Source organism: Paenibacillus sp. Paensp111, from assembly GCF_059492195.1.
In genome coordinates, this window is the sequence record NZ_CP168527.1 from 3,269,274 (window position 1) to 3,295,752 (window position 26,479).

The following is a 26,479-nucleotide window of genomic DNA, read 5'->3' on the forward strand; positions in this document are numbered from 1 at the left end:
CCAAATCTATAATAAAATTTGCCTTATTTCTTGGCGACGCTAAATTTCCCGATTTTCCGGAACTTTTGATAGCGCTCTTCGCGGAGTTCATCGGCAGATTTCACCTTTAATTCATCCAGATGACGTAGAATTGAAAATTTGATGCTCTCGGCAGCTCCTTCATAATCTTTGTGAGCTCCGCCTTTAGGTTCAGGAACTATCTCTTCAATCACTTCCATCTCAAGCAGATCCTGTGCCGTGATCTTCATCGCTTCTGCCGCCTGATCAGCCTTGGAAGCATCCTTCCACAGAATGGACGCTGCCCCGTTAGGCGAAATAGCAGAGTAAATGGCATTCTCCAGCATCAGTACACGGTTGCCTACGCCAAGAGCAAGTGCACCGCCGCTTCCTCCCTCACCAATGACCACACAGATGACAGGCACACGAAGAGAAGCCATATCCCGCAGGTTGCGGGCGATCGCTTCGGACTGCCCTCTTTCTTCTGCCGTAATTCCCGGATAAGCTCCTTTGGTGTCGATAAAGGTGATGATTGGACGGCCAAATTTCTCAGCCTGCTGCATCAGACGCAGCGCTTTACGGAACCCTTCGGGATGGGGACTGCCGAAGAAACGGGCAATGTTATCCTTGGTGTCCTTCCCGCGCTGTTGACCCAGAACGGTAACAGGAGTTTCGTTCAGCTTGGCAATGCCGCCAACAATGGCAAGATCATCCCCGAATACCCGGTCACCATGCAGTTCAATGAAATCCGTGAAGATCAATTGAATGAAGTCGAGTGACGTCGGACGCTGATGATTCCTTGCCAGATGCATTTTTTGAGAAGGGGAAATCGCACTGTAAATCCCCTCTTCGAGCTCGCGGTAACGTTCTTCCAGACGGGTGATCTCATCACTGAAATCAATCCCTTTCTCATCTCCGAACTGCTTCAGCTCGTCGATCTTCTTGCGCATCTCCACCAGAGGTGTTTCAAAGGGCATTTCTCCCGCCACTTAATCTCCTCCTTTCACTGTGTGCAGCTCCAGCAGCTTGGCTAATACACTCTTCATTTCCTTGCGGTGCACCACCATATCCAGCTGGCCGTGCTGCAGATTGAATTCCGCTGTCTGGAAGTCATCCGGCAGCTTCTGTCGGATGGTCTGCTCGATGACAATTCGTCCCGCGAAGCCGAATACGGCGCCCGGCTCGGCGATAATGATATCTCCAAGCATAGCAAAGCTGGCGGAAACGCCTCCGGTAGTCGGATCCGTAATCACCGAGATATATAGACCGCCCTGTTCGTTGAAACGGGCGAGTGCTGCACTGGTCTTCGCCATCTGCATAAGACTGAGTATGCTCTCCTGCATCCGGGCACCGCCCGAAGTGGAGAAAATAATAAGCGGAAGTCGGCTTTCTGTTGCAGCTTCAATAGCTCGGGTAATCTTCTCCCCAACAACAGATCCCATACTTCCGGTGAAAAAGTCAAAGCTCATTACAGCCACAATCACGGGCAGTTCTGATATCGTGCCCTGTCCGGTTACCACAGCTTCACGCAGTCCTGACTTGAGAGCCTGCTGCTCCAGCTTCGTTGCATAACCCGGGAACCCAAGCGGGTCTTCCGACACAAGATCCTCATCGTACTCCACAAAACTGCCTTCATCCAGAAGGTAACGAATCCGTTCCATGGCGTTAAGACGCATATGGTAACCACAGTTAGGACATACCTTGAGATTCTTGTCCAATTCTTTGCTGTACTGAATCGCACCGCAGCTGCCGCATTTGTTCATTAGTCCTTCAGGAATCTCACGCCTCGGGCGATTTCCCTGATCTGCGGTCATGTCACGACCAAGTCTTTCTGACGGAAGGGTCGCGTACTTCCTTTTTTTCTGGAATAAGTCTTTAAACACAACTACACCTCTCCAGCCATTAATTTGCTCTGCCGTGTCTTGCACAGTTAATCCTATAGCATCATCCTGCTCACCCTGATCTCATGGATGCAAGATGGTATTCAATACTTCTTGTACCTCTTCAAGTTCTCCGGAAGGTACCAGAATTTCAAACTGCTGTTTGGATAAATTGACAGGACGTGTTTGGACAAGAAAGCCTTCTTCCATAAGCTTATGCTTAATCCTGTCCGCAATTCTTGCGGTAGGCGCAATATAGATTACTGTCCACATGTCCTATTCCAAAGCCCCCTAACCTTCATTTCGAGCCCGTATAATAGAGTAATGATAACATAATCTTCAATTTTCCCGCAACAGAGGGAGAAAGCGGCGGAGCCAGAGTGTACAGGCTTCCACCGCTATATCCTGATATATGAACATTCTATGTTGACTTGTCCGGGAGATATTCCTGAAAGCAGCATATACCGGACAATCCTAAAGTTAGTAAAATAACCCAAAATCACCTTACTCTTACTGTCTCTGGACCGAGCAGCCGCTCAATTTCGCGGAACAGCTCAGGGGAGGGCTTGATCCGGTAACGATCGCTCAGCGCCAGCAGCTTCTGGGAGCTTTCATAGAACAGCACCGTGGTCATGGACCCGGGGTGCTGCTGGAGCAGCTCCTTCAGCTGCTCCAGCATGGCCGCGTGCTCCGCCGCGGCCGCAATCTTGATGAAGACCCGCTGCCCTGCAGGGGTCTTCCCGGCACTGCCCGGCGCCCCCGAAGCGGCTCCGGAGGGCCCTGCCGCTGCCGCGCTGTTGCGCTGCGGCTGCGGAGGTGCCGGGCGCCGCGCAGGCTCCGCTGCGGCGCTGCTGCGTGCGTGCGCCGGCGCCACGCCCGGCTGACGCGTGCCCTGCGGGGCGCGCGTGCGCTGGCTGCGCCGGAGCTGCCCGAGGGCTTCCTCGCTCAGCGGGGCGACTTCGTCGGCCAGCAGCTTGAAGCCCTCGTCCTGCTGCTGCACGGTGGCACGCAGGGCTAGCAGCGCGCCCTTCTCAATCAGGGCGCGGCTGCGGTTCCACACTTCCGGGAACAGCACGACCTCGCTGCGCTCGATCTGGTCCTCCAGCTCCATGAAGGCCATCGCTTTACCCTGCTTGGTGGTGATGGTCTTGATCGATACGACCATTCCGGCCACCACCGTCTTGCTCTCATCCGGGGCTTCGGCGAGATTCATCAGCCGGTCGATGCCGTCCGCATCCAGCAGATGATCATAATCATCCAGCGGGTGGCCTGACAGGTAGAGTCCAAGCAGCTCACGCTCGAAATCCAGCTGCTGTACTGCGCTGAACCTTGGAATCTCGGGATACTCGATGTCCCAGTTGGGTGTCTCTACGAAGTCAAACAGCTGGATCTGCAGATCCTCGCGCTCTTTACGCCATTTGAGGGCGGCCTCAACCGTCTCATCCAGCATGGCGAGCAGTTGCGCCCGGTGACCCGGAAGCGCATCGAAAGCGCCGCCCTGAATCAGAGACTCAATAACACGCTTATTGCACACCCTGAGATCTACCCGGCGGCAGAAGTCCAGCAGGCTGTCAAAGGGGCGCTCCTTGCGGACGCGAAGAATGCTCTCCATCGCCTGGGTACCGACGTTCTTGATGGCCGCGAGGCCGAACCGGATGACCCCGGGAGCTCCAGGCTCGTCTCCTGGCTGCGGAGTGAACAGCACCCCGCTGTAGTTCACGTCAGGAGGCAGCACCTTAATTTCCATTCTCCGGCATTCGACGATATACTCTGCTACCTTCCTATGGCTCCCCATCACCGCGGTAAGCATGGAAGCCATGAAATGCACGGGATAATGGGCCTTGAGATAGGCGGTCTGGAAAGCCAGCACGCCATAAGCGGCGGCATGCGCACGCGGAAATCCATAGTCCGCAAAACGGACGATCATATCGTAGACCGCATGGGCATCCTTCTCCGTGTAGCCTTGCTTCAGACTGCCGGATACGAAGTGCTCCCGCTGCTCGTCCAGCACTTCCCGCTTCTTCTTCGAGACGGCCCTGCGAAGCAGGTCCGCTTCCCCGAGAGAGAAGCCGGCCATCGATGAGGCGATCTTCATAATCTGTTCCTGATATACAATAATTCCGTACGTATCGGCGAGCAGCGGCTCAAGATCCGGATGGGGATATTCCACTTCCACAAGACCGTGCTTCCCGCCAATATATTTGGGAATGAACTCCATTGGGCCGGGACGATAGAGTGCCAGAACGGATATAATATCTTCAAATTCCGAAGGCTTCAGATCCCTGAGCACACGCCGCATCCCGGCGGATTCCAGCTGGAACACACCGGTCGTCTCCCCGCGGCCAAGCAGCTCATAGGTAAGGGGATCATGATCGTCAATGTGATGGAAATCCAGCTGTTCTCCAGTCTGCTCCTGAATCCAGTGCAGACATCGCTCAATGATCGAGAGGGTGCGAAGCCCCAGAAAGTCCATTTTCAAGAGACCTATCGATTCCAGACTCTCCATCGGGTACTGCGTCAGCGCCGTTGTCTCGCTGCCTTCCTGCAGCGGAACTGCATCGGTCAGCGGATCACGGGAGATGACTACACCTGCGGCGTGAGTCGAGGCATGACGCGGCATGCCTTCGACCTTCCTGGCCATATCCAGAAGCCCTCTTACCCGGGGCTGCGATTCATACATCGCTTTCAGGTCCGGACTGAGCTCCAGAGCACGCTGGATGCTGATCCCAATGCTTCCTGGTATGAGCTTGGCCGCCTTATCCACATCTCCGAACGGCACATTCAGGGCCCTTCCGACATCCCTGACCGCCGCACGGGCCGCCATCGTACCGAAGGTAATAATCTGGGCCACATGCTCGGTACCGTATTTGTCAACGACGTAGGCGATGACCTCATCGCGCCGTTCGTCACTGAAATCAATATCGATATCCGGCATGGTCACCCGCTCCGGATTCAGAAAGCGCTCGAAGAGCAAATGATATTTCATCGGATCCACATCGGTAATCTTGAGAACATAAGCCACCAGACTGCCCGCTGAAGATCCGCGGCCCGGTCCGGTCGCAATTCCCGTGCGGTGCGCATAAGCAATGAAGTCCCATACGATCAGGAAATAATCGGAGAACCCCATACGTTCAATCACGCCCAGCTCATACTCCAGCCGTTCCTCCAGCTCTTTCTTAAGCTTCGCGTCAGTCCAGCGGGGAGAGCTGCTGTAGCGGGCGGACAGCCCTTCCCGGCAGAGCTCAGCCAGATAACTTCCTGCCGTCTTCCCTTCCGGAATCGGCTGATAGGCGGGAAGAATGTGACCCCCAAATTCAAGCTCAAGATTACATTTATCCGCGATAACCGCAGTATTGGCAATCGCATCCGGGATATGCGGGAACAAGGTCTGCATGTTCTGTCCGTCTTTTAGATACAGCTGATCTGTAGGAATTCTGAACCGCTCTTCATCCTCCACGGTCTTTCCCGTACCGATACAGATCAGCACATCCTGGACCTCGGCATCCTTCTTCTCCAAATAATGAACATCATTCGTAGCGACCAGACTGACGCCCGTCTCTTCAGCTAACTGCACAAGCAGCGGATTGACCTTCTTCTGCTCAGTCAGTCCGTGATCCTGAAGCTCCAGGTAGAAATCTTCCCCAAAGGCGGATTTATAACGAAGCGCCGCTCTCTTGGCCTCCTCATATCTTCCATGAAGCAGATGCTGAGGAACTTCTCCTCCAAGACAAGCGCTTAGTGCGATGATCCCTTCGCTGTACTGACTCAGAACCTCCCAGTCGATTCTCGGTTTATAATGAAAGCCTTCCAAATGGCCGATCGAGACCAGCTTCATCAGATTCTTATAGCCTGTCATATTCTTCGCGAGCAGGATCAAATGATAAATCGGCTGATCCTTGCGGCTGCCCCGTTCCTTGCGTGAGCCTGCCGTAAAATACACTTCGCAGCCCAGGATCGGCTTGATCCCGTTGGCCTTACATAATTTATAAAAGGGGACTGCCCCATACATCACCCCATGATCGGTAAGCGCAAGTGCATTCATTCCATAGCCGGCGGCCGTCTTGACCAGATCTTCCACTCTGGCCGCTCCATCCAGCAGGCTGTATTCACTATGCACATGCAGGTGAACAAAGTTGTCCATACGCAGGTTCCTTCCTCCGTCACATCAGGGCGGGTTCTCTTCTTAAAAAAATAATATTTATAATTAATATTTTATCATAGACGGCTTCGAAGCGCCCATACAATGGTATAGGAGCGGCCGGACAAGCGAAGCTTGGGACAGGGCCGCCGGAATGTATATAAGAAAGTGAGGCGCAGGGCATGAGTACCTTTATAAGCAAAGCACTGCTGGACTTTTTCATAGCATTTGGAATTGTACTGGGGGGATCGCTGCTGGGAGGCATCGGGGCGGTCGTCTCGCTTCAGCCGCCAACCCAGACGATGCTGGATGTATCGGATCGCATCAAGATTTGGGCACTGGCCGCAGCGATCGGCGGAACCATTGATCCGATGAGGGTTATAGAGAGCAACTTTTTTGACGGGAATCTGTCTCCGGTAATCAAGCAGATCCTTTTTCTGCTGTTTGCTTTTATCGGTGCCCATCTGGGTTCTGAGCTTGTGAAGTGGGTCTGCGGCGGGGGGAAAGGGTGACGGAGAGCATGAACAAGAGTCCCAACGAACGGGTTCGCTCCTTCACTCAAATTACCTCAGTATTTATCATCGGAATGGTGATTGGAGCCGTTATCTATAACAGTATCTTTCATCTTAGCTATAATCAGCTTTGGATCGAGAACAAGGATCTGCAGATTGAGCTGAGTCAGTCACAGGACGAACTGAAGACGATGAAGAAATTCAGCAAGCGCCAGACGATTATTAAGTCCATCAAAATCCGGGTAGAGGATGGCGAGCATCCGCTTGATCCCGTGGCCTCCAAAGAGATTGTACATAAATTGCAGCAGGAGTTGCTGGTCCTCCGCGGACGCAGCATGTTCGAAATTGACTCGGATGCCAAGATGGCAAGAACCTTCCTTAACCGCAAAATCTACATTGTCCGCGACAAAGAATACGCCGTACAGATCAAGACAATGCTCGTCAGCGAAGGCATCCTCCAAATCTGGATCGAAGTGAAGCCTTATATCCGCAGCTAAGCGCTGGTGCAATCTTTAGTTCATTCCCTATCAGCATTCGTGTTACAATTATTAGAACAGAATGCCCATTGATAAAGGAGCTGCTCTTCTAAATGATTCAAGCCATTGAATACGTACTTTATGCTGTATTAATCATTGCTTGTGTATGTTCTGTGTATTTCAGTTTCCGGTCCCGGCGCTCCCTTGACCCTGCTGTACGCGGGATGAATGCAGCCAAGACCAATGTCAGCATGGGCGTGATGCTTATTGTGCTGGCGATCATCCAGATGTTCATGTTCACCGGATCGTCGCTGCGCGTCGTCATCGGAGCCTTGTTCATGGTTCTCGGAGCTTTTAATATTTTTGCCGGGCTGCGCAATATCAGCTTCTACACCCGCAGACAATCCTAGCACCTCTACGCATGATCAATAGACTGGAGCGTCATTACCGCCTTGGCGACAAGACTGTCCTGATGGGTCATGGCGATTTCCAGCTTGCATGCGCGCCGACTGACCTCGAGCACGACGGGTGAGATGACAACCGGGTTCTCGATCTGAACCGGCCGCACGAAATAGGTGGTCAGATTGTCCACGATATGGTCATTTCCGTTAGCATCCTTTGCTGCACTAAGGCCTGCCTGGCTTAACAGCGCAGTTAGAACCCCCTGTGAGATCGTTCCCAGATTGGTAGACATTTGGGGCGTGATCATCCCGTGAAAAAATAACCGTCCGTCCTCTCCCCGCTCTTCAGCGAATCCATTCCACATCAAGTGCTCAAAGGTCTCGCCCAGCTGAGGCTGATTCTGTGCATCACGCATGGCCTGCAGAACTTCCTTCCGGGTCACGGAGGAGATCAGCTTGCGATTGCGGTCCACGATCGGCAGGAAATCAATTCCTTCCCACATCATAATTTGTGCGGCTGAAGCCAGTGAAGTGTGCATGCCCGCTGTAATAGGGTGACGTGTGAGCAGCTTCTCAATACTGGATTCTTCCGGCATGTCCTCGACATCCTTGCGGCTGATAATGCCGATAACCCGGTTCCACTCATCCACAACGGGAAAGTGCTGGTAGCCCGTCTCCTTGGACAACTCTTCAAAATCGGATACAATGCTGTTGACCTTCAGCGTACTGACTCTGACTTTTGAAGAAATAATATCTTCTACGAGCATAATCTTCTTCTTGATCAGACGGTCGAAGATCGCCCTGTTAATCATGGAAGCGACCGTGAACGTATCGTGCCTGGAGGAGATAATGGGCAGCGACAGCTGGTCGGCAAGCTGCTTCACCTCGCGGCTGGTTCCGAAGCCTCCGGTGATAAGAACCCCTGCTCCCTGCTCCAGAGCGAGGAAATGCGCATCCTCCCGGTTACCCACAATCAGCAAGCTCCCCGCATCAATATAACGGGCCATTGCATCAATCTTCATGGCGCCAATCACATACTTATGCAGCGTCTTCTGAAGCCCCTGCTCTGCGCCTCCAAGTACGTGACCCTCAACAATATCCACCACGTCCCCGAACGAGAGCTGATCCGAGATGTTACGCGGTTTCTTCTCCACACGAACCGTTCCGATCCGCTCTTTGGTAATCACAATCCCCAAATTCTCGGCTTCCTTCACCGCCCGGTAGGCGGTCCCTTCACTCACCCCGAGATTCTTGGCAAGCTTGCGGACCGAGATTTTAGTCCCTATATTTAAGCTTTCAATATGCTGAAGCAGCTGCTCATGCTTAGTAATTGACTCTTCGTGCCCTTCCAACTGTTATACCCTCCGATCAAATCTGTACTATTCTGTATCTATTATACATCGTTATTTTATAAAATACACATGGCTGCCTGCAAATCAAAAAGGATGACCCGCCTGAGTCATCCTACTTCGTCTATCGACCACAAATGGTGCTTACAAGCCTTGACTCTCTTCCTTCTCACGCTGCCATTTGCGCTGCCATTCCATCAGCTTGGCCTTGCGGATCTGGTCCAGCGCCCGCTGCTTCTCGGCATCGACACCGAGAAGGAAATGTAGATGGGCGCCGATAACCAGGAAGGCGAACGCCGCCCAGGCCATGCCGAACACCGATACCCAGCCCGCACCCGGCTTAAATGAAATCATCGGCAGGGCATAAATAAGCATCGCTAAAGCGATCAACAAATAAATTACATTTTTCCATTTGCTCTGTCTCATCATAACAGCAGCATCTCCTTCGCTCTCTTAATCTATATTTCTACTCTATGAAGGAGATGCCCAAAATATGAGACAAGCTGAACAAAAATATTTTACATCTGGGAGCCGTATAGATGCTGCAGGCTGTCCGAAATAATCTTGTTCACGTCCTGGATAATAACGCTCAGACGACGCTCGGCGTCGAACAATCGGCGGATATTCAGGTTGAGGCTGAGCACTTCGAACTGCTTCTCCATGTTCTCCATCTCTTCTGGTGACGGCATATCACCGGACATCATCCGCTGCTGAAGCTCATTCTGACGGTTGCGGAATTCATCCAGCATTCTCTTGCTTTCCGGATCGGCATCGATAAGCTTAACCGCCGCTGTAATCTCCTGTACTTCCTGGCTGTCCTTCATGGCTTGTGCCAATTCATGTGCCTTGTCGTAAATATTCATCTCTTCAGTCCTCCGATTCGTCATCAATGATTTAATTGCAAAACAGTTTGTCCTGGAAAAAAGGGGCAATCACCAAGGGGTATATGTCCTCATATAGTGAATTACATGCATTCCGCAGACACCCTTCTCCGGCAGAATGATGAAGGAATTCCCTTCATTCTGCACGTTCATCTACCCGTTGCGGTTGGAAGGAGATCCACTTCATGTCCTCCAAAAAAGTATCGGTACAGATCATGAATCCAGGATTACTGGACGAAGATACCATAATCCTAGGGGAAATGATGGTTAAGCGGTGGAAAATTCCTACAAACCGCTATCTTCAGCTTTCTTTTGGATCATTCAAGCAAAACGTCAAGGTGCTATCTCTTCCCAGGTATGCCGGCATCCGAATCAGCCAAGGGCTAGCACATCAAATGGGCCTTGTATCCAGGCCCTCCCTGCATCTTTCCTTTAAGCGGGGCACTTCTCTGCTGCGGCTCGGACCACTCATAGGCGTACTGATCAGCCGGGATTATCCCGATTCACCTGACAGACCTTTTGGTTCCATAACGATGTTCTGCCGGGAAATGATCCATGCCTGCAAGAAGCAGGGAGCCTACGCTTACTTCTTCACCACCGATCACATCGGACCCGATGCGGATCACATCCAGGGGTGGGTATATAGCGACGGCTGGCGCAAGACCGATCTTCCCGCTGCCGATGTCTTCTACAATCGGCTGACCTCCCGCAAGCTTGAGAACAAACCTAGCGTACAGCATTTCATGAAAGAAGTAAAATCCCGGTACGGCAGCCACTTTTTCAATGAAAAGTTTCTGGACAAAACCGAGGTTTTCGATGCACTTAAGACGGACCAGACCCTGCTTCGTTATCTTCCGGAGTCTCATTTGTTCCGTAATTATGCCATGCTGAAGGCGATGTGCAGCCGTTATCCTGTCGTATTCCTCAAGCCGATCAGGGGCAGTCTCGGCAAAGGAATTATCCGCATTTCCCGGAATCCTGAGGGAACCTATCAGACCTTGGCTACTCAGGTCGGAGGCGCTCGCAGACAGAACTTCGAGTCTTTAACGAAGCTCTTCTCTTCACTCTCCGGCAAAATGAAAACCACCCGATATCAAATCCAGCAGGGACTTACACTTATCGATCTGACGGGAAGACCTGTTGACTTCAGAGCCCTGGTCCAGAAGAACCGGCTTGGCAAATGGGAGATTACTTCCATCGTGGCCCGGATTGCAGGTACACAGCATTTCGTATCCAATCTGGCCCGGGGAGGAACTCTTAGCACCGTCAAGGATGCAGTGAACAAAACTTCACTCCCGGCAGAGGTTAAGACCAAGGCGGGCATTCGTCTAAAGAAGGCCGCACTAGATATAGCCGGGGGGATTGAGGCACATATCCCGGCCCATTTCGGTGAGCTTGGGATTGATCTGGCCATGGATACAAGCGGGAAGGTCTGGCTGCTTGAGGTGAATTCCAAGCCGTCCAAGAACGACAATACTCCGCTTGCCAGCGGAAAGATTCGTCCATCTGTCAAGCGGATGATTGATTACGCCACCTACCTGTCCGGTTCATAAAGGAGGGAACCCGTCATGAATCAAAGGCTCACTCCAGCAGCAGACGGTGCCGTAATGGGGGTTATGGTGTCCGGGAATCCGGAGAGCTCGCCCCCCTTTGGCGAGACCCTCTTCTGCCGCAGACTTACCCTGGCCGGAGCTCGTCACAATCTAAAGGTCTATGTGTTCTCAGCTGAAGGTATCCCGGACAGCGGGTCCACCTTTGAAGGGTATCAATACACCGGGGGCCAGTGGCTCACCGTTACTTTTCCTGTGCCGGACATCATTTATGACCGTGTGAACTACCATGATCCCAGCCAGCTTCAGGTCATCCGTAAGGGGCTGGCCCGCTTAACAGAAGACGGATATCCCTTCCAATATTTAGCCAGAGGCCTTTCCGGCAAATGGAATGTATACCGAAGCCTGAAGCGGAAGGAGATTTTCCGTCCTCATCTGCCTAAGACAGCCAAGTACGTAAGCTCAAGGCAGCTCGCCAAATGGCTGTTACACCATAATCATGAAGTATTTCTCAAGCCTCACAGCGGGACACATGGCAAGATGACCCTGCATGTGCGTCTGGTGGGGGATGGCCAGGATCTGGCGGTGATTGGCAGAGACAGCCATAACGTTCAGTTCCACAAGCATTTCCATGATTGGAAGACAGGTGCAGCCTGGATTGAGGGATTTATGGGAGAACGTGCCTTCATCATCCAGCCTTATCTGCAGCTAACGAACTCGAAAGGCAGACCTTTCGATATACGAGTCTTGATGCAAAAGAATGAGTCCGGCCGCTGGGGCTTAACCGGCATGGCCGTCAGGCTGGGAGGGCAGAACTCGGCCACTTCCAATCTGCACGGCGGTGGGACGGCGGTAGGAGCAGGCCGTTTTATGAATCAGGAATTCGGAGAGCCGGCGGCAGCGAGGATATTTGACACCATCCGGCGTTTGTCCGCTGACATTCCTGAACATTTGGAAAGCTGCTTTGGGCGGCTTGCTGAGCTTGGCATTGATTTCGGAGTAGACCGGGATGGCCGTGTGTGGATTATCGAGGTGAATTCCAAACCCGGACGTTCCGCTTTTTTTCAAATCGGAGACCCCGTGAGCGCGCGTGAATCGGTAGAAAATCCGGTCAGATACGCCCGCTATCTGTGGCTCCGGCAACTTAGGAGGGTAAATTCATGAGCATGACCTTTTGTAATGTTCATTTCACGCAGCAGCCCCAGAAGATCGTCTATGTCTCCGGCGCACTGATGAAGAGCCTCAAGCTATCCGGCAAAAAGTCAGTAAAGCTCAGACTTGGCGGCGAGCGTATTCCCGCTCTCGTGAAACCGATCAACAAACAGGGTAACCACCTGTACCTGGCTTCAGGAGTAAGGAAAGGCATCAAGGTTCCGATGTCCGGAGGCGTGTTTCTGCGCAATCTGGATGCGGGGGAAGTTCAGCTTGGACCGCTGATCGGTATACTGTCTGACGGCACCAGCTCGCTGATCAATCCCTTCGGTTCGCGAACCGGGTTCATCAAGCAATTGCTGCGCGAGGGCAGCAATCAATCTTATATCTTCGCTTTTACACCCCGGGATATTGATTGGCAGGATGAGACGGTCAACGGGTATTTTCTGACTGAGACGGACCGGTTCACAAGAAAACGGGTGCCGCTCCCGGATGTAGTCTACAACCGGCTTCCCAGCAGACGGGCCGAGACAACCTCATCCATTAATCAGCTGAGAGAGAGATTCATCAGAAAGAAAATCCCCTTCTTCAACTGGAGTTTCTTCAATAAATCGGATATTTACCGTTTGCTTGAGAATGATCCGCTCGCCGCTCAGCATATTCCCGAATCCCATATGAATCCTACCCCCGAACAGATCAAGGATATGCTCGACCGCCATTCTTTCGTGTATTATAAGCCTTCGGCTGGAAGTCTGGGAAAAGGAATCTACAGGCTATCTTATGTTCCCAAACGGGGCTATTATGCCCGTTACCGGAGCACCAAGGGAAATGTGCTGCAGCGGTTCGCCACTTTCAGCAGCCTTATCAAGACGCTGCAGACCCGGCATGGCCGGACGCTGCGCAGTTATGTAGTTCAGCAGGGAATTCGGCTAATAGAAATTGATGCGTGCCCGCTAGATTTCCGTTTTCATATGCATAAGAACGGCAAGAACCAATGGGTTGTGGTTGGAATTGGCGCCAAGAAGGCTGGTAAAGGCAGTGTAACCACCCACTTGAAGAATGGGGGTTCCCTGCTTACACCCCAGCAGGCACTCACCCGTGTATTCGGTCCTAGAGGCGAGGAAGTGCTGAACAATGCCAAGAAGACCGCGATTACGATAGCCGAAGCCATTGAGGCCCGCGATCAGCATCTCATCGGTGAAATTGGCTTTGACTTTGGCATCGATAAAGACGAGAACATCTGGATGTTCGAAGCCAATGCCAAGCCTGGACGTTCCATTTTCCGTCACCCTTCGCTCCGCGCCGAAGGTAAAGCCTCGGTAGAGCACATCCTGGAACACTGCTTGTACTTAAGCAAATTCCGCCGGAGGGAAGGCATATGATTGCCTGGTCGCAGGAGGAACCCAAACCGCTCATTGCCATATTAACAAGCCACGATAAATACAAGCGATTCCAGGGCAACCGCAAAAACTTCCGGGACATCGTCAAGACAGGCAGAGATATGGATATCCCCGTTTTTGTCGTTACCTCCAGGGATCTGAAGCTGTCGGGGAATAAAGTGCTCGGGTATACGTTTTTACCGGAAAAGAAGCTTTGGGAGGAGCAGTGGTTCCCTCTTCCCAATGTCATCTATAACCGGATTCCTCAGCGAAAAGCAGAAGAAAGACCCGCCGTTCGGAGAAAAATCGAGGCTTGCCTGGCTCATCCGGATATTCATCTGTTTAATCCTTTCTTCTTCAATAAGTGGGAACTGTTCGCTTGGCTGAAGAAATCCCACTCCACCAAATCGTTCGTCCCGGCCACCAAGAGGCTGACCGGTTATAAAGCCCTCTCGGTAATGATAAGGAACTATCCGAACCTGTATCTCAAGCCCGAAAGCGGTAAGGCGGGCAAGGGCATTATGAGACTGAAGTATGTCGAGAATGAGCCCAGCCCCTTACAGCTCACGATTCAGTCTCCCCGCAAAATCATGGTGGTTAAATCCTCTTCCCTCTCCGAGATCTGGAAGAGAATCCGAAGTGAGATAGGCATGACGAATTATATCGTTCAGGAAGGGATCGAACTGGTGTCTCATAGCGGGCGGCAGTTCGACCTCCGGGTCCTCGTTCAGAAGAATGGCAAGGGCCAATGGCTCGTCACCGGAATAGGAGCAAGGCAGGCTGGACACCGCAGAATTACGACCCATGTTCCGCAGGGCGGCAGTGTGGAGGATCCTGAGGAGCTGCTGGCTCTGGTCTTCGGCCGGGAGCTCACTTCGGGCATGATGAACCGCGTTAAGTCTAATGCGCTGCTTATAGCCCGCCAGATTGAGCGCGGGTCCGGACATATGCTTGGTGAAATGTCCATGGATCTGGGCGTGGATATGGAAGGGAAGATCTGGTTCTTCGAGGCCAATGCCAAACCAATGAAATTTGATGAGCCCCATATCCGCAAGAAATCACTGGAGCGGATCTTCCAGTACAGTCAGTATCTTGTCAAGCAATCCTATAATTCTTAAGAGGATAACGAATATGGATATTACCTTAATCATGTCTACTGAGGAAAGCTCCTGGAGCCGAGTACACAGCTCCGTTCTCAGCTTCACACGGAAGTATGGAGGCAGCCGAATTACCCGGAGTGCCTACCGTGAATTGCAAAAGCTCACCCCGGCCGTCCTTAGGCAGCCGGGGTGCGCACTGTTCATTGCCACCGTCTCCACCGAGGACGGCACCCGCCTCGCGGGGCTGTGCTTAATGACCGGATATGGTGAACACGCTGGCATTGTGGTCGTCCACCCTCTGTACCGGGGCCGGCATATTGGCACCAGACTGCTTCAGGCGCAGCAGCTGCAGATGGGCAGGCTCAGCTGCAGGGTTGCTCTGGATAATCCCTCCAGCCTCAAAATGTGCTTCAATGCCGGGCTCACGGCCACAAGAATGGTCCCAGGGCCAACCGGCAAGCCCACTCTGGTCCTAGAAGCAGGACAGCAGGTTGACCCACATCCGGGTGCGGCGGCAGTACCCCAAACTTGATCTGAAGAAGGTGAGCACAGTTGTCACAACCTGTCTTGGGTATTCTTACTTTATACCTTAATGAGAAGAAACATCTGGAGGAGCGCTCCATTTACCAGCGGATGATCACCGAAGGCCAGAAGCTTGGGCTAGATGTCTTCGTCTTTACCCCTGCGGATGTCCATTCGAGCAAGGATCTAATCCATGCTCTGATCTATGATCCCCTGAGCCGGAAATGGTCCAGAAAATGGCGCAAATTCCCGCATGTCATCTTTGACCGGTGCCGCATCCAGAAGAGCAAGCGATTTGAACAGCTGAAGCAGTTCAGGTCCAAATACGGCCATCTTCACTTTCTCAATCGCCCGCTCCGCGATAAATGGACGATTCACCAGGTCTTGTCCAAGAGGCCGAGGTTCCGTGAGCATCTGCCTGATACTGTGCTTTTCAATAACCTAAGTGATGTATATAAGCTGCTTAAGCGGTGCAATCCCATCTACCTCAAGCCGATTAATGGTACAGGTGGACGCGGGATTTTGAAGATTGAGAAGATCGGTCCCAAGCTCTATCAAATTCAGGGCCGCAATCCGCAGAGAAAGATCATTTCTCCCCAAAAGCTGCATCCTTCCCGTCTCGGCCCCTATCTGCTGAGCTGGAAATCATACAGCCGTTATATTGTACAGGAAGGAATTCGCATTCAGCTGCCTAACGGGCGGGTTCACGATTACCGGGTTCTTGTGCAAAAGAACGGCTCAGGGGAGTGGGAGGTAACCGGCGGAGCAGGACGTGTAGGTGTCCAGCGCAGCGTTACATCGAATATACATGGCGGCGGCCATGCCGTGCCTATGAATACTCAGCTCAAGCTGTGGTTCCCTTCGGAAGAAAGACGAAGTGAGATCCGCCGGGAGACCGATCAGCTCTGTCTGGAGATTGCCAAATATCTGGAGGACACCTATGATGCTCTGTGTGAGCTGGCTCTGGATATTGCTATTGACAGACAGGGTCACATCTACGTTCTCGAAGTGAATCCTAAGCCAGCTCGTGAGGTTTTTGCACTGTCAGGAGATATGGAGGCCTACCGAAAGGCCATCACAAGGCCGCTGGAATATGCGCTGTGGCAGTATAATAAAAAGAACGGCAATAAGGATGACAATAAGAACGACAAACAGACCGCCGCTGAATAGCGAGGTCTGTTCGTCATTGGGTTAGAACCGTTCAAGTATTCTACACGGATCGGCTGTATAGATCGTGCAGCTCGCTGAAGGAGTGGATAATCATATCCGATCCCTCCAGTTCATCTTCACCGCAAAAGCCCGCATAGGCACATCCAATGACCGTTAGGCCATTCTCCTTCCCTGCCTTCACATCCGAGGAACGATCCCCGACCATCCACGCAGTCTTGATTCCATGCTGACGGAGCAGCAGTTCAACCAGATGCACTTTGGAGGCTGTCTGATATTCCCCTGCGCTGTATATATGTTCAAATAAGGGCATGATCTGATGGGCATCTGATACCCCTTTTACATAAGGCTCCAGACCATTACTGGCTACAAAAAGCCGCACTCCCTGCTCCTTAAGGCCTCTTAAAGTGTCGGCCACGCCCGGATAGAGCTCAGTGGGATCTTCCTTAAGCCCTTTAATCTCATTCTCAAGGAACAGCTGATCCGCCCGCTGCTGTACCGATTTGTCATGATCCGGGAGAACTCTGGCCCAAATCTCATCCATCACCATGCCCACACTGTCCATTAAGCGCGACACAGGAGGCTCCTCCCCTTCATACAGTCCCTCCCTGCGGAGTCCTTCAAACATCCGATGGTAGGCGGGTACGAGCAGACTCTCCGTCTTGAACAGAGTTCCATCCATATCAAAGATCATTGCTTCCGGCTTGTTCAGTCGTCTGGTTGTATCCATGGTTCAGTCCCTTCATTCCATATGTATTATGGTCCTGAACTTATGATATACGACATATTTGCCCGGTTGCAAATGACCTCTTAATTAAAGGGACCCCGAATTAATCTATTAAGAAATGCTGCTTACAATTTGACTTAGGCCTTCATGAATCGGCGTTGCCGGCCGGCCAAGCAGCTTCTCAAAATCACGGCTCTCCATTTCCAGTGTACCTTCTCGAATCCCTTTCTGAATGCCAATAAGCATAGGGATGAGGAAATCCGGGAGTCCCGCACCTTTCATAATATCTGCATAAGCCGCATCATCAACCTGCTGCAAAGGCACTTCCTTACCTAAGACATGACCCAGAGCCGATGCAATCTCGTTCTGAGTTAACAACTTGCCTGACAGCTCGTAGATTGTATTGTCGTGCCCCTGTCCGGATAATACAGCGGCAGCTGCTTCTGCATAATCCTGCTGCATCGCCCAGCCCACTTTACCATTTCCTGCTGAAGTTACCCACGGAGCTCCTGCGATTACACCCTGAATACTTGGAATCTCATTCTCCAGATACCAGTTGTTACGCAGAAAAGAGTACGGAATCCCTGTTTTAAGAATCGCCTCTTCTGTTGTTTTATGCGTAGGAGCAAGGAAATTCTTACTTTCATTAGCGTTCGCTATACTAGTGTACGCAATGAATTTCACTCCGGCACGCTCTGCAGCGGCTACAGCAGCTTGGTGTTGACGAATTCTTGTGTCATTATCCACATCTGTAGAGATCAATAACAACCGGTCAATTCCGGCAAATGCCGAATCCAAAGATTCTGGACGATCAAAATCACCCAAACGCACGTCAATCCCTTGGGCGCGAAGACCTTCCGCCTTCTCCGGATTCCGAACGCTGACAGCAATCTGACTTGCCGGTATGGATTTCAATAGCGCCTCGACTACTTTGCTTCCCAGTTTGCCTGTTGCCCCAGTCACTAATAATTTCATTTTATTATTCCCTCCTAAAGTTTTTTGTCATAACCATATTGGTTACAACGAATGTATAAAATAAGAGCTCACAAAGGAGCTTTATTTCTCAAACTTATTAACCAGCTGACCTATTGTCGTATGTGCCAGTCTTTGTTCCATAAGAGACTGAGCATCTCGCAATTCATCTTGAAGAACATTCTCTATATTCCTTCCAACTAAACATCCAATATTGGGATTCTCGTGGATTCGGAATAGCTGGTTCTCTTCGGTCACATTCACAGCACGGTAGACGTCCAGCAGTGTAATCTGGTTTGGGTCCTTGCGTAAAAAAGCTCCGCCCACTCCGGGACGTACGTCAACTAATCCAGCCCTTTTCAGCATCCCCAAAATTCTCCTGATTATGACCGGATTTGTATTAACACTACCTGCAATGAAGTCTCCGGTACAAGCTTCCGGATTGACCGTAATAAGAGAAAGAGTGTGCACAGCAATCGAAAAGCGTGTACTGATTTGCTTCATGTTAGTCACCACCGTTGTAACCATTATAGTTCCAACTAAGGCATGAGGTCAATTTCTAATATGCATATCATACAAAAAAGTGATCCGCGCTCTCGCGAACCACTTTCCCGCTGTCAGAAAATTTTCTTGTTATCCCGCTCATCCTTGAGAATCTCCACCGCTTCACGGAAGCGGAGCGAGTGGATAATCTCGCGCTCCCGCAGGAACTTCAGTCCGTCCTGCAGATCCACATCGTCCGTCATGTCGATCAGCCATTGGTATGTAGCCCGGGCCTTCTCCTCAGCAGCGATGTCTTCATACAGATCGGCGATCGGGTCACCTTTGGCTTGGATGTACGCAGCGGTCCAAGGAACACCGGCCGCGTTCTGATAGAACAAGGCGTGGTCATGGGCGACATAATACTCTCCCAGTCCCAAGGCATCCATCTGCTCGACTGTGGCGTCCTTGGTCAGCTTGTAGATCATCGTGGCAATCATCTCAAGGTGGGCGAACTCTTCAGTCCCTATATCGTTAAGCAGACCAATAACCTTATCGGGAATCGTGTATCGCTGATTCAAATAGCGCAGCGCAGCGGAAAGCTCGCCATCCGCGCCCCCATACTGCTCAAGCAGATATTTTGCCATCCGCGGATCACACTTGCTTACCCGCACGGGATACTGCAATTTCTTCTCGTATACCCACATGGTGCACATGACCTCCTTCAGCTTGAACTCCCACTGTCTAAATACAGTGGAGGATTACTTGCAGGTTTCGGCTAGACCTAACGGCTGTATCCTAAAAAGAGGCAGGGTGTTACACCTGCCACGGCCAAGGACTCTCCGACCATTGCCATGGATATTTGGAATAAGCACGGCCAAAGTTCTGAAGGGGTCCATACAGCCTTTGGAAATGTTCAGCGAGCTGGGTTCTTTCCTGGGTTACAATATTGAACTGCTGAATGGCCTGCAGATCATCCGGGTGCGTATCCAGATACAGGTTCAGCTCCACAAGAACGAAATCCAGGGATTGAAGCTTCTCAAGCATCTCATAGTACTGCGGATCACACACTGGTTTTTCAGGTGCGCTCATGCTCTCACCGTCCCTTTCCCCACTTGGATTCATACGGGCTGTACAGGGCTGGCCATAAGGTGCCATGAATAAGAGCCTCTCTTGGACTGAACTGGGGCAGATTCGGCGGCTGGAACTGTATAAAAAGATGCGGCGGAGTAGAATATGTTTTGCAGGTAACGGGCGGACAAGGATCACAAGGGCCTATGAAAGGATACCAGGCAATTTCCTGTGGATGCATCACGCATTTTCCTCCTTTTCAATAAAATCCTTAATCTTTAAGACAACGACACTCCTTACCAAACCAAAGCCCTTCCTTTTTTAACATATGTCATTCGCCCAGATTATGAACCTTTAATTCTTTACAGAACAAAAAAACAAAGAACTCCCTTCAGAACGAATCTTCGTTCCAAAAGGAGTCCTGCTCATTTGCCGTAAAGTTTAATGATCCTTCTCCTGCTCCTGATTCTCTTCCGTCTCCGGCACCTTCACAATTTGGCGAATCTGAATGCGGGTAATTCTAAGCCTTGTTGCCTCGGCAACCTCGAAGATCACCCGGCCTACTTGTACCTTTTTCCCTTTAACCGGAGCTCCCTCCAGTTCTTTGAACAGCCAGCCGCCGATGGAATCGACCTCGTCATCCTCAATCTCGATGCCGGTTAAGTCATTCACATCCTCCAGCAGAATTCTTCCGTCTACCGAATAGCTGCCATCAGGCAGCAGCTCAATCTCCGGACGCTCATCCTCGAACTCATCGTGGAGATCTCCAACTATCTCCTCCAGAATTTCCTCTGCAGTGAGAAGTCCAGCCGTGCCCCCGTACTCATCCACGACAAGCGTAAGCTGAGAATGCTTCTTCTGCATGAGTCTCAGCACCTGACTGATCTCCATCGATTCCGGGACATTCAGGATCGGCCTGATCAGCTGTTCCAAGTTATTTCCATGACCGTGCTCAGGCAGAAGCAGATCTGTAATATGAACAAAACCAATAATCTGATCCTTGTCTTCCACAGCTACAGGATATCTGGAATGCTTGGTCTCACTGACAATTTTCAGATTCTCTTCCCAGGACAGGTTCGTGTAGAGACAGTCCATATCTGTACGCGGAAGCATAATCTCACGGGCGAGCAGATCCGAGAAATCGAATATATTGTCCATCAATTTGATCTCATCTTTGTCAATAACCCCGCTCTTCGCACTCTGATTCATCAGAATCCGAATTTCTTCCTCGGAGTGAGCAGCCTCTGCCTCACTTGCAGGCTCAATCCCTGCAAGCCTGAGCATACCGTTAGCCGCCGAATTCAGGAGCCAGATGACCGGCATAAAGATTTTATAGAAGTACAGCAGAGGAGCCGACAACCAAAGAGTGGTCGATTCTGTTTTTTGGATAGCCAGGGATTTAGGAGCCAATTCTCCCAGAACGATATGTAAAAACGTAATAATACAGAATCCAACCGCCACAGATACGGTGGTAATTAAAGTGCCATCCGTGACGCCCATCTTGTACATGAGGGGTTCAATAAGTAATTCCGATATGGCCGGCTCCCCCACCCAGCCGAGGCCAAGCGAAGCCAGCGTAATCCCGAGCTGGGTAGCTGACAGGTAAGCATCCAGTCTTTGGTTAACCTTCAGGGCAAAGCCTGCCCGGCGGTTCCCTTCGCTGACCAGCTGGGTAAGGCGCGATTGGCGCATCTTGACCAGCGAGAACTCAGCTGCCACAAAGACTCCGTTTAAGAAAACCAGAATAAACACCAGAAGCAAATTTAAGAAGAGTTTTCCCACTTCAATATCTGAGTGCAACACGAACGCCCCGTTTCTATAATGTGATCGCTGAGCGCGATTTGAAATCCGTGTCTTTATAATACATATCCTTCACAAGCAAATTCGGACCACAGCACCCCGCAGCATCGCAGTAACAGTTGACTGTCTTGTTAAGCGGATGGGTATGAAGCCACTTGTTAAAGATCTGATCAAGACTTTCTGTATCCACATTGCCAAACGAAGGAATGGCTGCAAAGTCTGTCACGAATACTTCCCCTGTGAACATATTGACATTGACACGGTTTCTTCCATCCGGATCATTCCGAACAGTAACCTTCGGCTCAGTTCTTAGACGCTGTATCAATTTCAGCTCCGGCTCACTTGGGCTGCATGCGAAGAACGGAAGTGTTCCGAACAGCATCCAAGTGTCCTTGTCCCGTTCATCCAGAAGCGAATCAATGGAACTGCGCATATCCTCCAAAGACAGTATCGGCAGTCCCTCGGCAAAATCGGCCGCGTACATAGGATGCACCTCATGTCTTTTGCAGCCCATATCCAGAATCATGCGGTGGATGTCCGGCAGCTTGCGGTAAGTACGATAATTGATCATCGTCTCGGCCGAGATGAACATCCCCGCCTGACTAAGCTTGATCGAGTTCTCAATCATCGTCTCATACATCCGCTCAGCCACTTCCCGTTTGACGGAGTGTCCACTGCGGGCAAAGCCAATCTCATGAAAGTCATCCGCACTCGTGTAGTTGAACGAAATATGCATGACATCCAGGTAAGGAAGCAATTTCTCGTACCGCTCGTAATCCAAAGTCAAGTTGGAATTAATCTGTGATTTGATCCCTCGTTCCTTGGCATAACGAAGCAGCGGAATAATTTTCTCGTCTACGGTCTGTTTACGAAAAGTAGGCTCACCGCCTGTAATACTAATCGTCTTCAGATGTTCGACTTCGTCCAGCCTCTTCAGAATCAGAGACAAAGGAATCTGCTGCGGTTCCACCATGACCAGGCTGTCACCCACAGCGCAGTGCTCGCAGCGCATATTACATAGATTCGTGATGGTCATCTCCACACTCGTAAGCACGTGACGTCCGTGCTCCCGGAGAGATACAATCGGATCCCAGGGATCATTACCCGGATCCATGACATGCTGAGAACCTGATGAAAAATTAACTATACTCATGATTTACACACCTTATTTCTTTTATTAACCTATATGGAATGAACTTAACAATGCAGACCAGACTAAGAAAATATACATATGTATAAAATTTTTGAATCCATTCCATATCATTCTCAAATTTCTTAAATCTCATCATATCATGATCTTGTCAAGTGCGCACGGCACCCACATAGCAAAGCCCGTCCTTCAGAGGACGGGCTCGGCTCCGTGACTATGTAATTATACATATGCAAGTTCCGGCTCGGTGCCTTCCACATAGGTGATTACAACGGATAATTTGAGGGCCAAATTCACTTCATAAGGTACTTTAAGCAGTTCACCTTCGGGTCCCGAGAACACACGGATCACCGGACGCTGTGGAACATCCTGATTAATTCTGACGACAACGCCCTGCTCTCCTGTACTAAGACCCACCGTAATGCCAAGAGGGTAGATAGCCACATGATCGCGGAATACCTCCAGCTTCTCTTTCTCATATAATGTGCCGCAGCCTGCATACAGCATCTCTGTAGCTTGATGAGGAAGCAGAGCAGAGCGATATACCCGGTGTGTCGTCATCGCATCGTATGAATCCGCAATGGCTATCCAACGGGCATATTCGTGGATCTCATTCTCTCTGACTCCCCTTGGGTATCCGCTGCCATTGATCCGTTCATGATGCTGAAGGGCGCAATGTGCTGCAACCAGGGGAATTCCAGGCTCATCCTTAAGCATTTTGAAGCCGATCTCGGTATGCAGCTTCATCTGGTCGAACTCGTAATCTGTAAGTTGTTCCGGCTTCATCAGAATCGACGCAGGGATCTTCGTCTTGCCGATATCATGCAGCAGCGCGCCTAATCCAAGCACAGACAGTGCTTCTTTACTGTAGCCATGAACCTTCCCGAGTAATAAAGTATAGACGCAGACATTCAAGGAATGACGGTATAAATAGTGATCCGTACTGTTAATATTCATCATCATAATCATGACGTCTTCCCTGGAGGACAGATCAGACAAGATCGATTCCACCACTTTAAGGAAAGACTTGCCGAGGAAGGGGTAGACCCTGCCTTTCACTGAAGATTCCGTAATCTTCCGGAAATTTGTGCGGATCTCCTGCATGGCCTGACGCCGGGTTTCTTCGGAGATCATCTCGGGAATGGCCACATCTTCGGTCAGACGATCTGCAATGTAGACTTGATTCAGACCGAGTTCTTTCAAGCGCCGAATCAGGCTGTCATTAAGTTCAGCATTTTCCGAGAGGAGAATGAGGCCTTCATCGTTGTAAATTTTTTTGGCCAGCTTCATTCCCGGCTGGAGCGATGTAATAGATATTAGCCGCAAGTGGGTCACTCCATCTCTTAAGCAATTTTACTCAGTTGTCAGACCCCTTGCTCCCGGCATGAGGGAGTAACGATTGACGAACCGATTAACGCATAATAAAAATCCAGAATACTGCTGCAAGCACAAAGCGATAGTAAGCAAAGTGTCTCAGCTTTATTTTTTGCAGAAGCTTAAGGAACGCTACAACTACCACATAAGCAATTACAAAGGACACGATGAATCCGAGGACAAAGTATCCCAGAGTGCTGCCGGTGATATATTTGTAGGAATCAAGCAGTTCATAGCCGGACGCGGCACACATCATCGGAATTGCGATCAGGAAAGAGAAGTCCGCAGCCGCTTTATAGCTGGCTCCGCTCAGCATACCTCCGGCAATGGTTGAGCCTGAACGCGAGAATCCCGGCCATAGAATAGAAATACATTGATAGAATCCGATCAGAAGTGCCTGACCGTAGGACAGGTGATCGATCTCTTTGGCTGTTACGCGGGCTTTGTTGTTCCCGAACCATTCCGCGAAGATCATGAACACACCGCCGGCTACCAGCGCCCATAGTACCGTACTCGTACTGAACAATTCCTTAATCTGATGACGGAATACAAATCCGACAGCAAGACCTGGAAGACACCCGAGGATAACATGGACCAAATTTAGCTTGCGCGCAGGAACCTGGGACTTGAAGAGCTGCTTATCCTTCTTCAGTCCGAACAGATTTAAGATACGCTCGCGATATACAATGGCGATGGCCAGAATAGCGCCCAGCTGAATAATAATTTCGAAGGTCTTCATCTCCGGAGACTGGTCATTATATCCCATCAGCTTGGCTGACAGAATCATATGCCCGGTAGAGGAGACCGGAATGAATTCCGTTAGTCCCTCAACAATACCTAAAATAATTGCCACGATTAAACTCATAACATCCTCCTAATTATATCGGGTGAAGACCGTTATTATTTTACCTCACCCTGAATTGTTGCCCATCTCTTGAAAAAACTGCTGTCCACCGCTCCCGGCTCCTGAAGCTCTGTACGAAGTAAATCCCTTATGAACTCTGGCAACATGTACACTTTATCCGTGCCTTGTGTAAGCCGCTCGTAGCCAATCCCGAACGTGAACATATCCAGCGTTCCTACCAAGTACTCTTCTTCAGGCTCTATCGGAACCCCGCCCAGATTCGCTTGAACGATTCTATGATAAGGCTTCGCTGAGGGATTATACAAGACCTCCAGACCGTCAACACATAAATTCCCAAGCACCTTTCCGCGGAACCCGTAGCCATAAATAACTTTTTCTGAGAATTCAGGAAGCAGAGACTGCTCCAGACTGTACAAAATATGCTCGCCGCGAAGACGCATCCGGCAGGGATTGATTGGCGAAGGACAGCGTGCGTGCAGCATACCAGCGCTGATCTCACCTGCTGGGAGGCTGTCCAGCAGCTGCCCGGAGTTCACCAGCGAGAGCGCGCTGCCCGTAAATCTCCGGACTGCTTGTGCGAGCAGGTTGCCGAGCGGAGACTCCACCGCATACTGAATACCCAGTTCCTGTGTTGTAATGGCTACGGTCTGCTCCAGTCTCTCCCTAGCATGCTTGCCATGAATTTCAATGGCTGTGCTAACCTCTGAATCCTCTCTCCCCGGCTGCACAGGCAAGCAGCAGCCCTTTAGCAGACTTAGCTTGCCTGTCCGGTGGTCTGGGGCCAAGACAATTCTGCCCAGGTAATGTCCAAATTTCTCCGCCCCCGCCAAATAAGTATCCCTGATCTTCAGCGGCTCTTCCAGCAGATGATGGGTATGCCCGCCAAGAATCAGATCCAGGCCATCGATCTGTTCTGCCAGCTCTTTATCGGTATGAATCCCCAGGTGGGAGAGCAGCACGATGAAATCTGTATTACGCTTCAAAGCCTCCACTTGCTGAGCAATTTCCGCTGCCGCGTCAAGCACATCCCATCCCAGAAGCCTGTAGAATTCCGCATAGGGGGCTGTGGCGCCGATGACTCCAATCTTAAAGCCAGCCTTATGAATAACCGTATGCTTCTTCATCCATACCGGGGCCTGCCCCGTATCCCGCTCTCTGATATTACAGCACACTACCGGACAGGTCAGACCTGCATAAGCCTGTGAGAGCAGCTCTGGTGTAAAGGTCAGCCCTTCGTTATTGCCAATGGTCACCGCATCGTAACCCATTAAATTAAGGATGTCCACATTGGCCTGTCCCATGGAACCTTCGGTTTCCACGGCCATCCGGTCCATATGATCCCCAATGTCGAACAGCAGGAATTCTCCTTCACCTTCACGTTCCTCATTGACCATGGAGGAAATCCGGGCCATAACGCCAAAATGACTATGTAAATCGTTAGTGTGGAGTATCGTCAACTTGTTCTGAATCGATTCCGGCGGCATGAACGCCCCTCCTTTTTCCTAATCTGGCTTGTAACCTTACTTCCCTATATCT

27 protein-coding genes are annotated in these 26,479 nt (G+C 50.9%); 9 read left to right on the forward strand and 18 right to left on the reverse strand.

The genetic code is table 11. From position 1 onward, the window contains the following. Window positions 1-23: 23 nt before the first annotated feature. The 4 genes from ACEN86_RS15275 to ACEN86_RS15290 form a co-directional block, all read right to left on the reverse strand. Window positions 24-986 (reverse strand): acetyl-CoA carboxylase carboxyltransferase subunit alpha, encoded by a 963-nt coding sequence (locus ACEN86_RS15275; RefSeq protein WP_495631454.1) that lies wholly within the window; start codon window positions 984-986, stop codon window positions 24-26. After that, window positions 987-1,880: an acetyl-CoA carboxylase, carboxyltransferase subunit beta gene (accD, locus tag ACEN86_RS15280; protein WP_495631455.1), complete on the reverse strand. Its 894-nt coding sequence runs from the start codon at window positions 1,878-1,880 to the stop codon at window positions 987-989. It lies immediately after the preceding gene. Between the two features lie 81 nt (window positions 1,881-1,961). Then, on the reverse strand, window positions 1,962-2,150 hold the full coding sequence (locus ACEN86_RS15285; RefSeq protein WP_495631456.1) for a glutamate decarboxylase: 189 nt from the start codon (window positions 2,148-2,150) through the stop codon (window positions 1,962-1,964). A gap of 226 nt (window positions 2,151-2,376) precedes the next feature. Then, window positions 2,377-6,018 (reverse strand): DNA polymerase III subunit alpha, encoded by a 3,642-nt coding sequence (locus ACEN86_RS15290; protein ID WP_495631457.1) that lies wholly within the window; start codon window positions 6,016-6,018, stop codon window positions 2,377-2,379. Between the two features lie 179 nt (window positions 6,019-6,197). Between ACEN86_RS15290 and ACEN86_RS15295 the strand changes: the two genes are divergently transcribed. The 3 genes from ACEN86_RS15295 to ACEN86_RS15305 all read left to right on the forward strand — a co-directional run bounded on the left by ACEN86_RS15295 (window position 6,198) and on the right by ACEN86_RS15305 (window position 7,413). Beyond that, window positions 6,198-6,527, forward strand: a complete 330-nt coding sequence (locus tag ACEN86_RS15295; RefSeq protein ID WP_127199908.1) for a YtrH family sporulation protein — start codon at window positions 6,198-6,200, stop codon at window positions 6,525-6,527. 8 nt (window positions 6,528-6,535) lie between these two features. Next, the gene (locus tag ACEN86_RS15300; protein ID WP_495631458.1) at window positions 6,536-7,024 is read left to right on the forward strand and encodes a sporulation membrane protein YtrI; all 489 of its coding nucleotides are present in this window, start codon (window positions 6,536-6,538) and stop codon (window positions 7,022-7,024) included. A 92-nt stretch (window positions 7,025-7,116) separates the two neighbouring features. Beyond that, window positions 7,117-7,413 carry a YtpI family protein gene (locus tag ACEN86_RS15305; protein WP_495631459.1) on the forward strand — a complete coding sequence of 99 codons (297 nt, stop codon included), beginning with the start codon at window positions 7,117-7,119 and terminating at the stop codon, window positions 7,411-7,413. 5 nt (window positions 7,414-7,418) lie between these two features. Here the strand turns inward: ACEN86_RS15305 and ACEN86_RS15310 are convergent, their stop codons facing one another. The 3 genes from ACEN86_RS15310 to ACEN86_RS15320 all read right to left on the reverse strand — a co-directional run bounded on the left by ACEN86_RS15310 (window position 7,419) and on the right by ACEN86_RS15320 (window position 9,616). Continuing rightward, window positions 7,419-8,756, reverse strand: a complete 1,338-nt coding sequence (locus ACEN86_RS15310; RefSeq protein WP_495631460.1) for a DRTGG domain-containing protein — start codon at window positions 8,754-8,756, stop codon at window positions 7,419-7,421. Between the two features lie 141 nt (window positions 8,757-8,897). Then, window positions 8,898-9,182 (reverse strand): hypothetical protein, encoded by a 285-nt coding sequence (locus tag ACEN86_RS15315; protein WP_495631461.1) that lies wholly within the window; start codon window positions 9,180-9,182, stop codon window positions 8,898-8,900. A gap of 89 nt (window positions 9,183-9,271) precedes the next feature. After that, the gene (locus ACEN86_RS15320; RefSeq protein WP_495631462.1) at window positions 9,272-9,616 is read right to left on the reverse strand and encodes a YlbF/YmcA family competence regulator; all 345 of its coding nucleotides are present in this window, start codon (window positions 9,614-9,616) and stop codon (window positions 9,272-9,274) included. Between the two features lie 203 nt (window positions 9,617-9,819). Between ACEN86_RS15320 and ACEN86_RS15325 the strand changes: the two genes are divergently transcribed. The 6 genes from ACEN86_RS15325 to ACEN86_RS15350 are packed head-to-tail and all read left to right on the forward strand — an operon-like array spanning window position 9,820 to window position 16,507. After that, complete coding sequence (locus ACEN86_RS15325; protein WP_495631463.1) at window positions 9,820-11,187, forward strand: YheC/YheD family endospore coat-associated protein; 1,368 nt, start codon at window positions 9,820-9,822, stop codon at window positions 11,185-11,187. A gap of 15 nt (window positions 11,188-11,202) precedes the next feature. Beyond that, window positions 11,203-12,348 carry a YheC/YheD family endospore coat-associated protein gene (locus ACEN86_RS15330; protein ID WP_495631464.1) on the forward strand — a complete coding sequence of 382 codons (1,146 nt, stop codon included), beginning with the start codon at window positions 11,203-11,205 and terminating at the stop codon, window positions 12,346-12,348. Next, on the forward strand, window positions 12,345-13,718 hold the full coding sequence (locus ACEN86_RS15335; RefSeq protein ID WP_495631465.1) for a YheC/YheD family endospore coat-associated protein: 1,374 nt from the start codon (window positions 12,345-12,347) through the stop codon (window positions 13,716-13,718). Before ACEN86_RS15330 ends, ACEN86_RS15335 begins: the two co-directional genes overlap by 4 nt. Next, window positions 13,715-14,833 (forward strand): YheC/YheD family endospore coat-associated protein, encoded by a 1,119-nt coding sequence (locus ACEN86_RS15340; RefSeq protein WP_495631466.1) that lies wholly within the window; start codon window positions 13,715-13,717, stop codon window positions 14,831-14,833. The genes ACEN86_RS15335 and ACEN86_RS15340 overlap by 4 nt, the downstream gene beginning before the upstream one ends. A gap of 13 nt (window positions 14,834-14,846) precedes the next feature. Beyond that, window positions 14,847-15,347: a GNAT family N-acetyltransferase gene (locus ACEN86_RS15345; RefSeq protein ID WP_495631467.1), complete on the forward strand. Its 501-nt coding sequence runs from the start codon at window positions 14,847-14,849 to the stop codon at window positions 15,345-15,347. Between the two features lie 20 nt (window positions 15,348-15,367). Beyond that, window positions 15,368-16,507 (forward strand): YheC/YheD family endospore coat-associated protein, encoded by a 1,140-nt coding sequence (locus ACEN86_RS15350; protein WP_495631468.1) that lies wholly within the window; start codon window positions 15,368-15,370, stop codon window positions 16,505-16,507. A gap of 40 nt (window positions 16,508-16,547) precedes the next feature. Here ACEN86_RS15350 and ACEN86_RS15355 read toward each other — a convergent pair whose 3' ends face one another. The 11 genes from ACEN86_RS15355 to ACEN86_RS15405 all read right to left on the reverse strand — a co-directional run bounded on the left by ACEN86_RS15355 (window position 16,548) and on the right by ACEN86_RS15405 (window position 26,427). Continuing rightward, window positions 16,548-17,234 (reverse strand): HAD family hydrolase, encoded by a 687-nt coding sequence (locus ACEN86_RS15355; protein WP_495631469.1) that lies wholly within the window; start codon window positions 17,232-17,234, stop codon window positions 16,548-16,550. 108 nt (window positions 17,235-17,342) lie between these two features. After that, a complete protein-coding gene (locus ACEN86_RS15360) occupies window positions 17,343-18,206 on the reverse strand; it encodes an SDR family oxidoreductase (RefSeq protein WP_495631470.1) in 864 nt (287 codons plus the stop codon). Between the two features lie 81 nt (window positions 18,207-18,287). Beyond that, window positions 18,288-18,707, reverse strand: coding sequence for an Rrf2 family transcriptional regulator (locus ACEN86_RS15365; RefSeq protein WP_495631471.1), 420 nt, complete (start codon window positions 18,705-18,707; stop codon window positions 18,288-18,290). Between the two features lie 113 nt (window positions 18,708-18,820). Then, window positions 18,821-19,390, reverse strand: a complete 570-nt coding sequence (locus ACEN86_RS15370; protein WP_495631472.1) for a manganese catalase family protein — start codon at window positions 19,388-19,390, stop codon at window positions 18,821-18,823. 109 nt (window positions 19,391-19,499) lie between these two features. Next, entirely contained in the window at window positions 19,500-19,841 is a 342-nt protein-coding gene (locus ACEN86_RS15375; protein WP_495631473.1) for a spore coat protein CotJB, read from the reverse strand. Continuing rightward, entirely contained in the window at window positions 19,780-19,995 is a 216-nt protein-coding gene (locus tag ACEN86_RS15380) for a spore coat associated protein CotJA (protein ID WP_495634318.1), read from the reverse strand. Before ACEN86_RS15380 ends, ACEN86_RS15375 begins: the two co-directional genes overlap by 62 nt. Window positions 19,996-20,195: 200 nt before the next feature. Beyond that, entirely contained in the window at window positions 20,196-21,554 is a 1,359-nt protein-coding gene (locus ACEN86_RS15385) for a hemolysin family protein (RefSeq protein ID WP_495634319.1), read from the reverse strand. 16 nt (window positions 21,555-21,570) lie between these two features. Beyond that, window positions 21,571-22,707 carry a radical SAM/CxCxxxxC motif protein YfkAB gene (gene yfkAB, locus ACEN86_RS15390; protein ID WP_495631474.1) on the reverse strand — a complete coding sequence of 379 codons (1,137 nt, stop codon included), beginning with the start codon at window positions 22,705-22,707 and terminating at the stop codon, window positions 21,571-21,573. Window positions 22,708-22,926: 219 nt separating this feature from the next. Next, the gene (locus ACEN86_RS15395) at window positions 22,927-24,030 is read right to left on the reverse strand and encodes an HD-GYP domain-containing protein (RefSeq protein ID WP_495631475.1); all 1,104 of its coding nucleotides are present in this window, start codon (window positions 24,028-24,030) and stop codon (window positions 22,927-22,929) included. 85 nt (window positions 24,031-24,115) lie between these two features. Beyond that, entirely contained in the window at window positions 24,116-24,943 is an 828-nt protein-coding gene (locus ACEN86_RS15400; RefSeq protein ID WP_495631476.1) for an undecaprenyl-diphosphate phosphatase, read from the reverse strand. A 35-nt stretch (window positions 24,944-24,978) separates the two neighbouring features. Further along, the gene (locus ACEN86_RS15405; RefSeq protein WP_495631477.1) at window positions 24,979-26,427 is read right to left on the reverse strand and encodes a bifunctional metallophosphatase/5'-nucleotidase; all 1,449 of its coding nucleotides are present in this window, start codon (window positions 26,425-26,427) and stop codon (window positions 24,979-24,981) included. Between the last annotated feature and the right edge of the window lie 52 nt (window positions 26,428-26,479).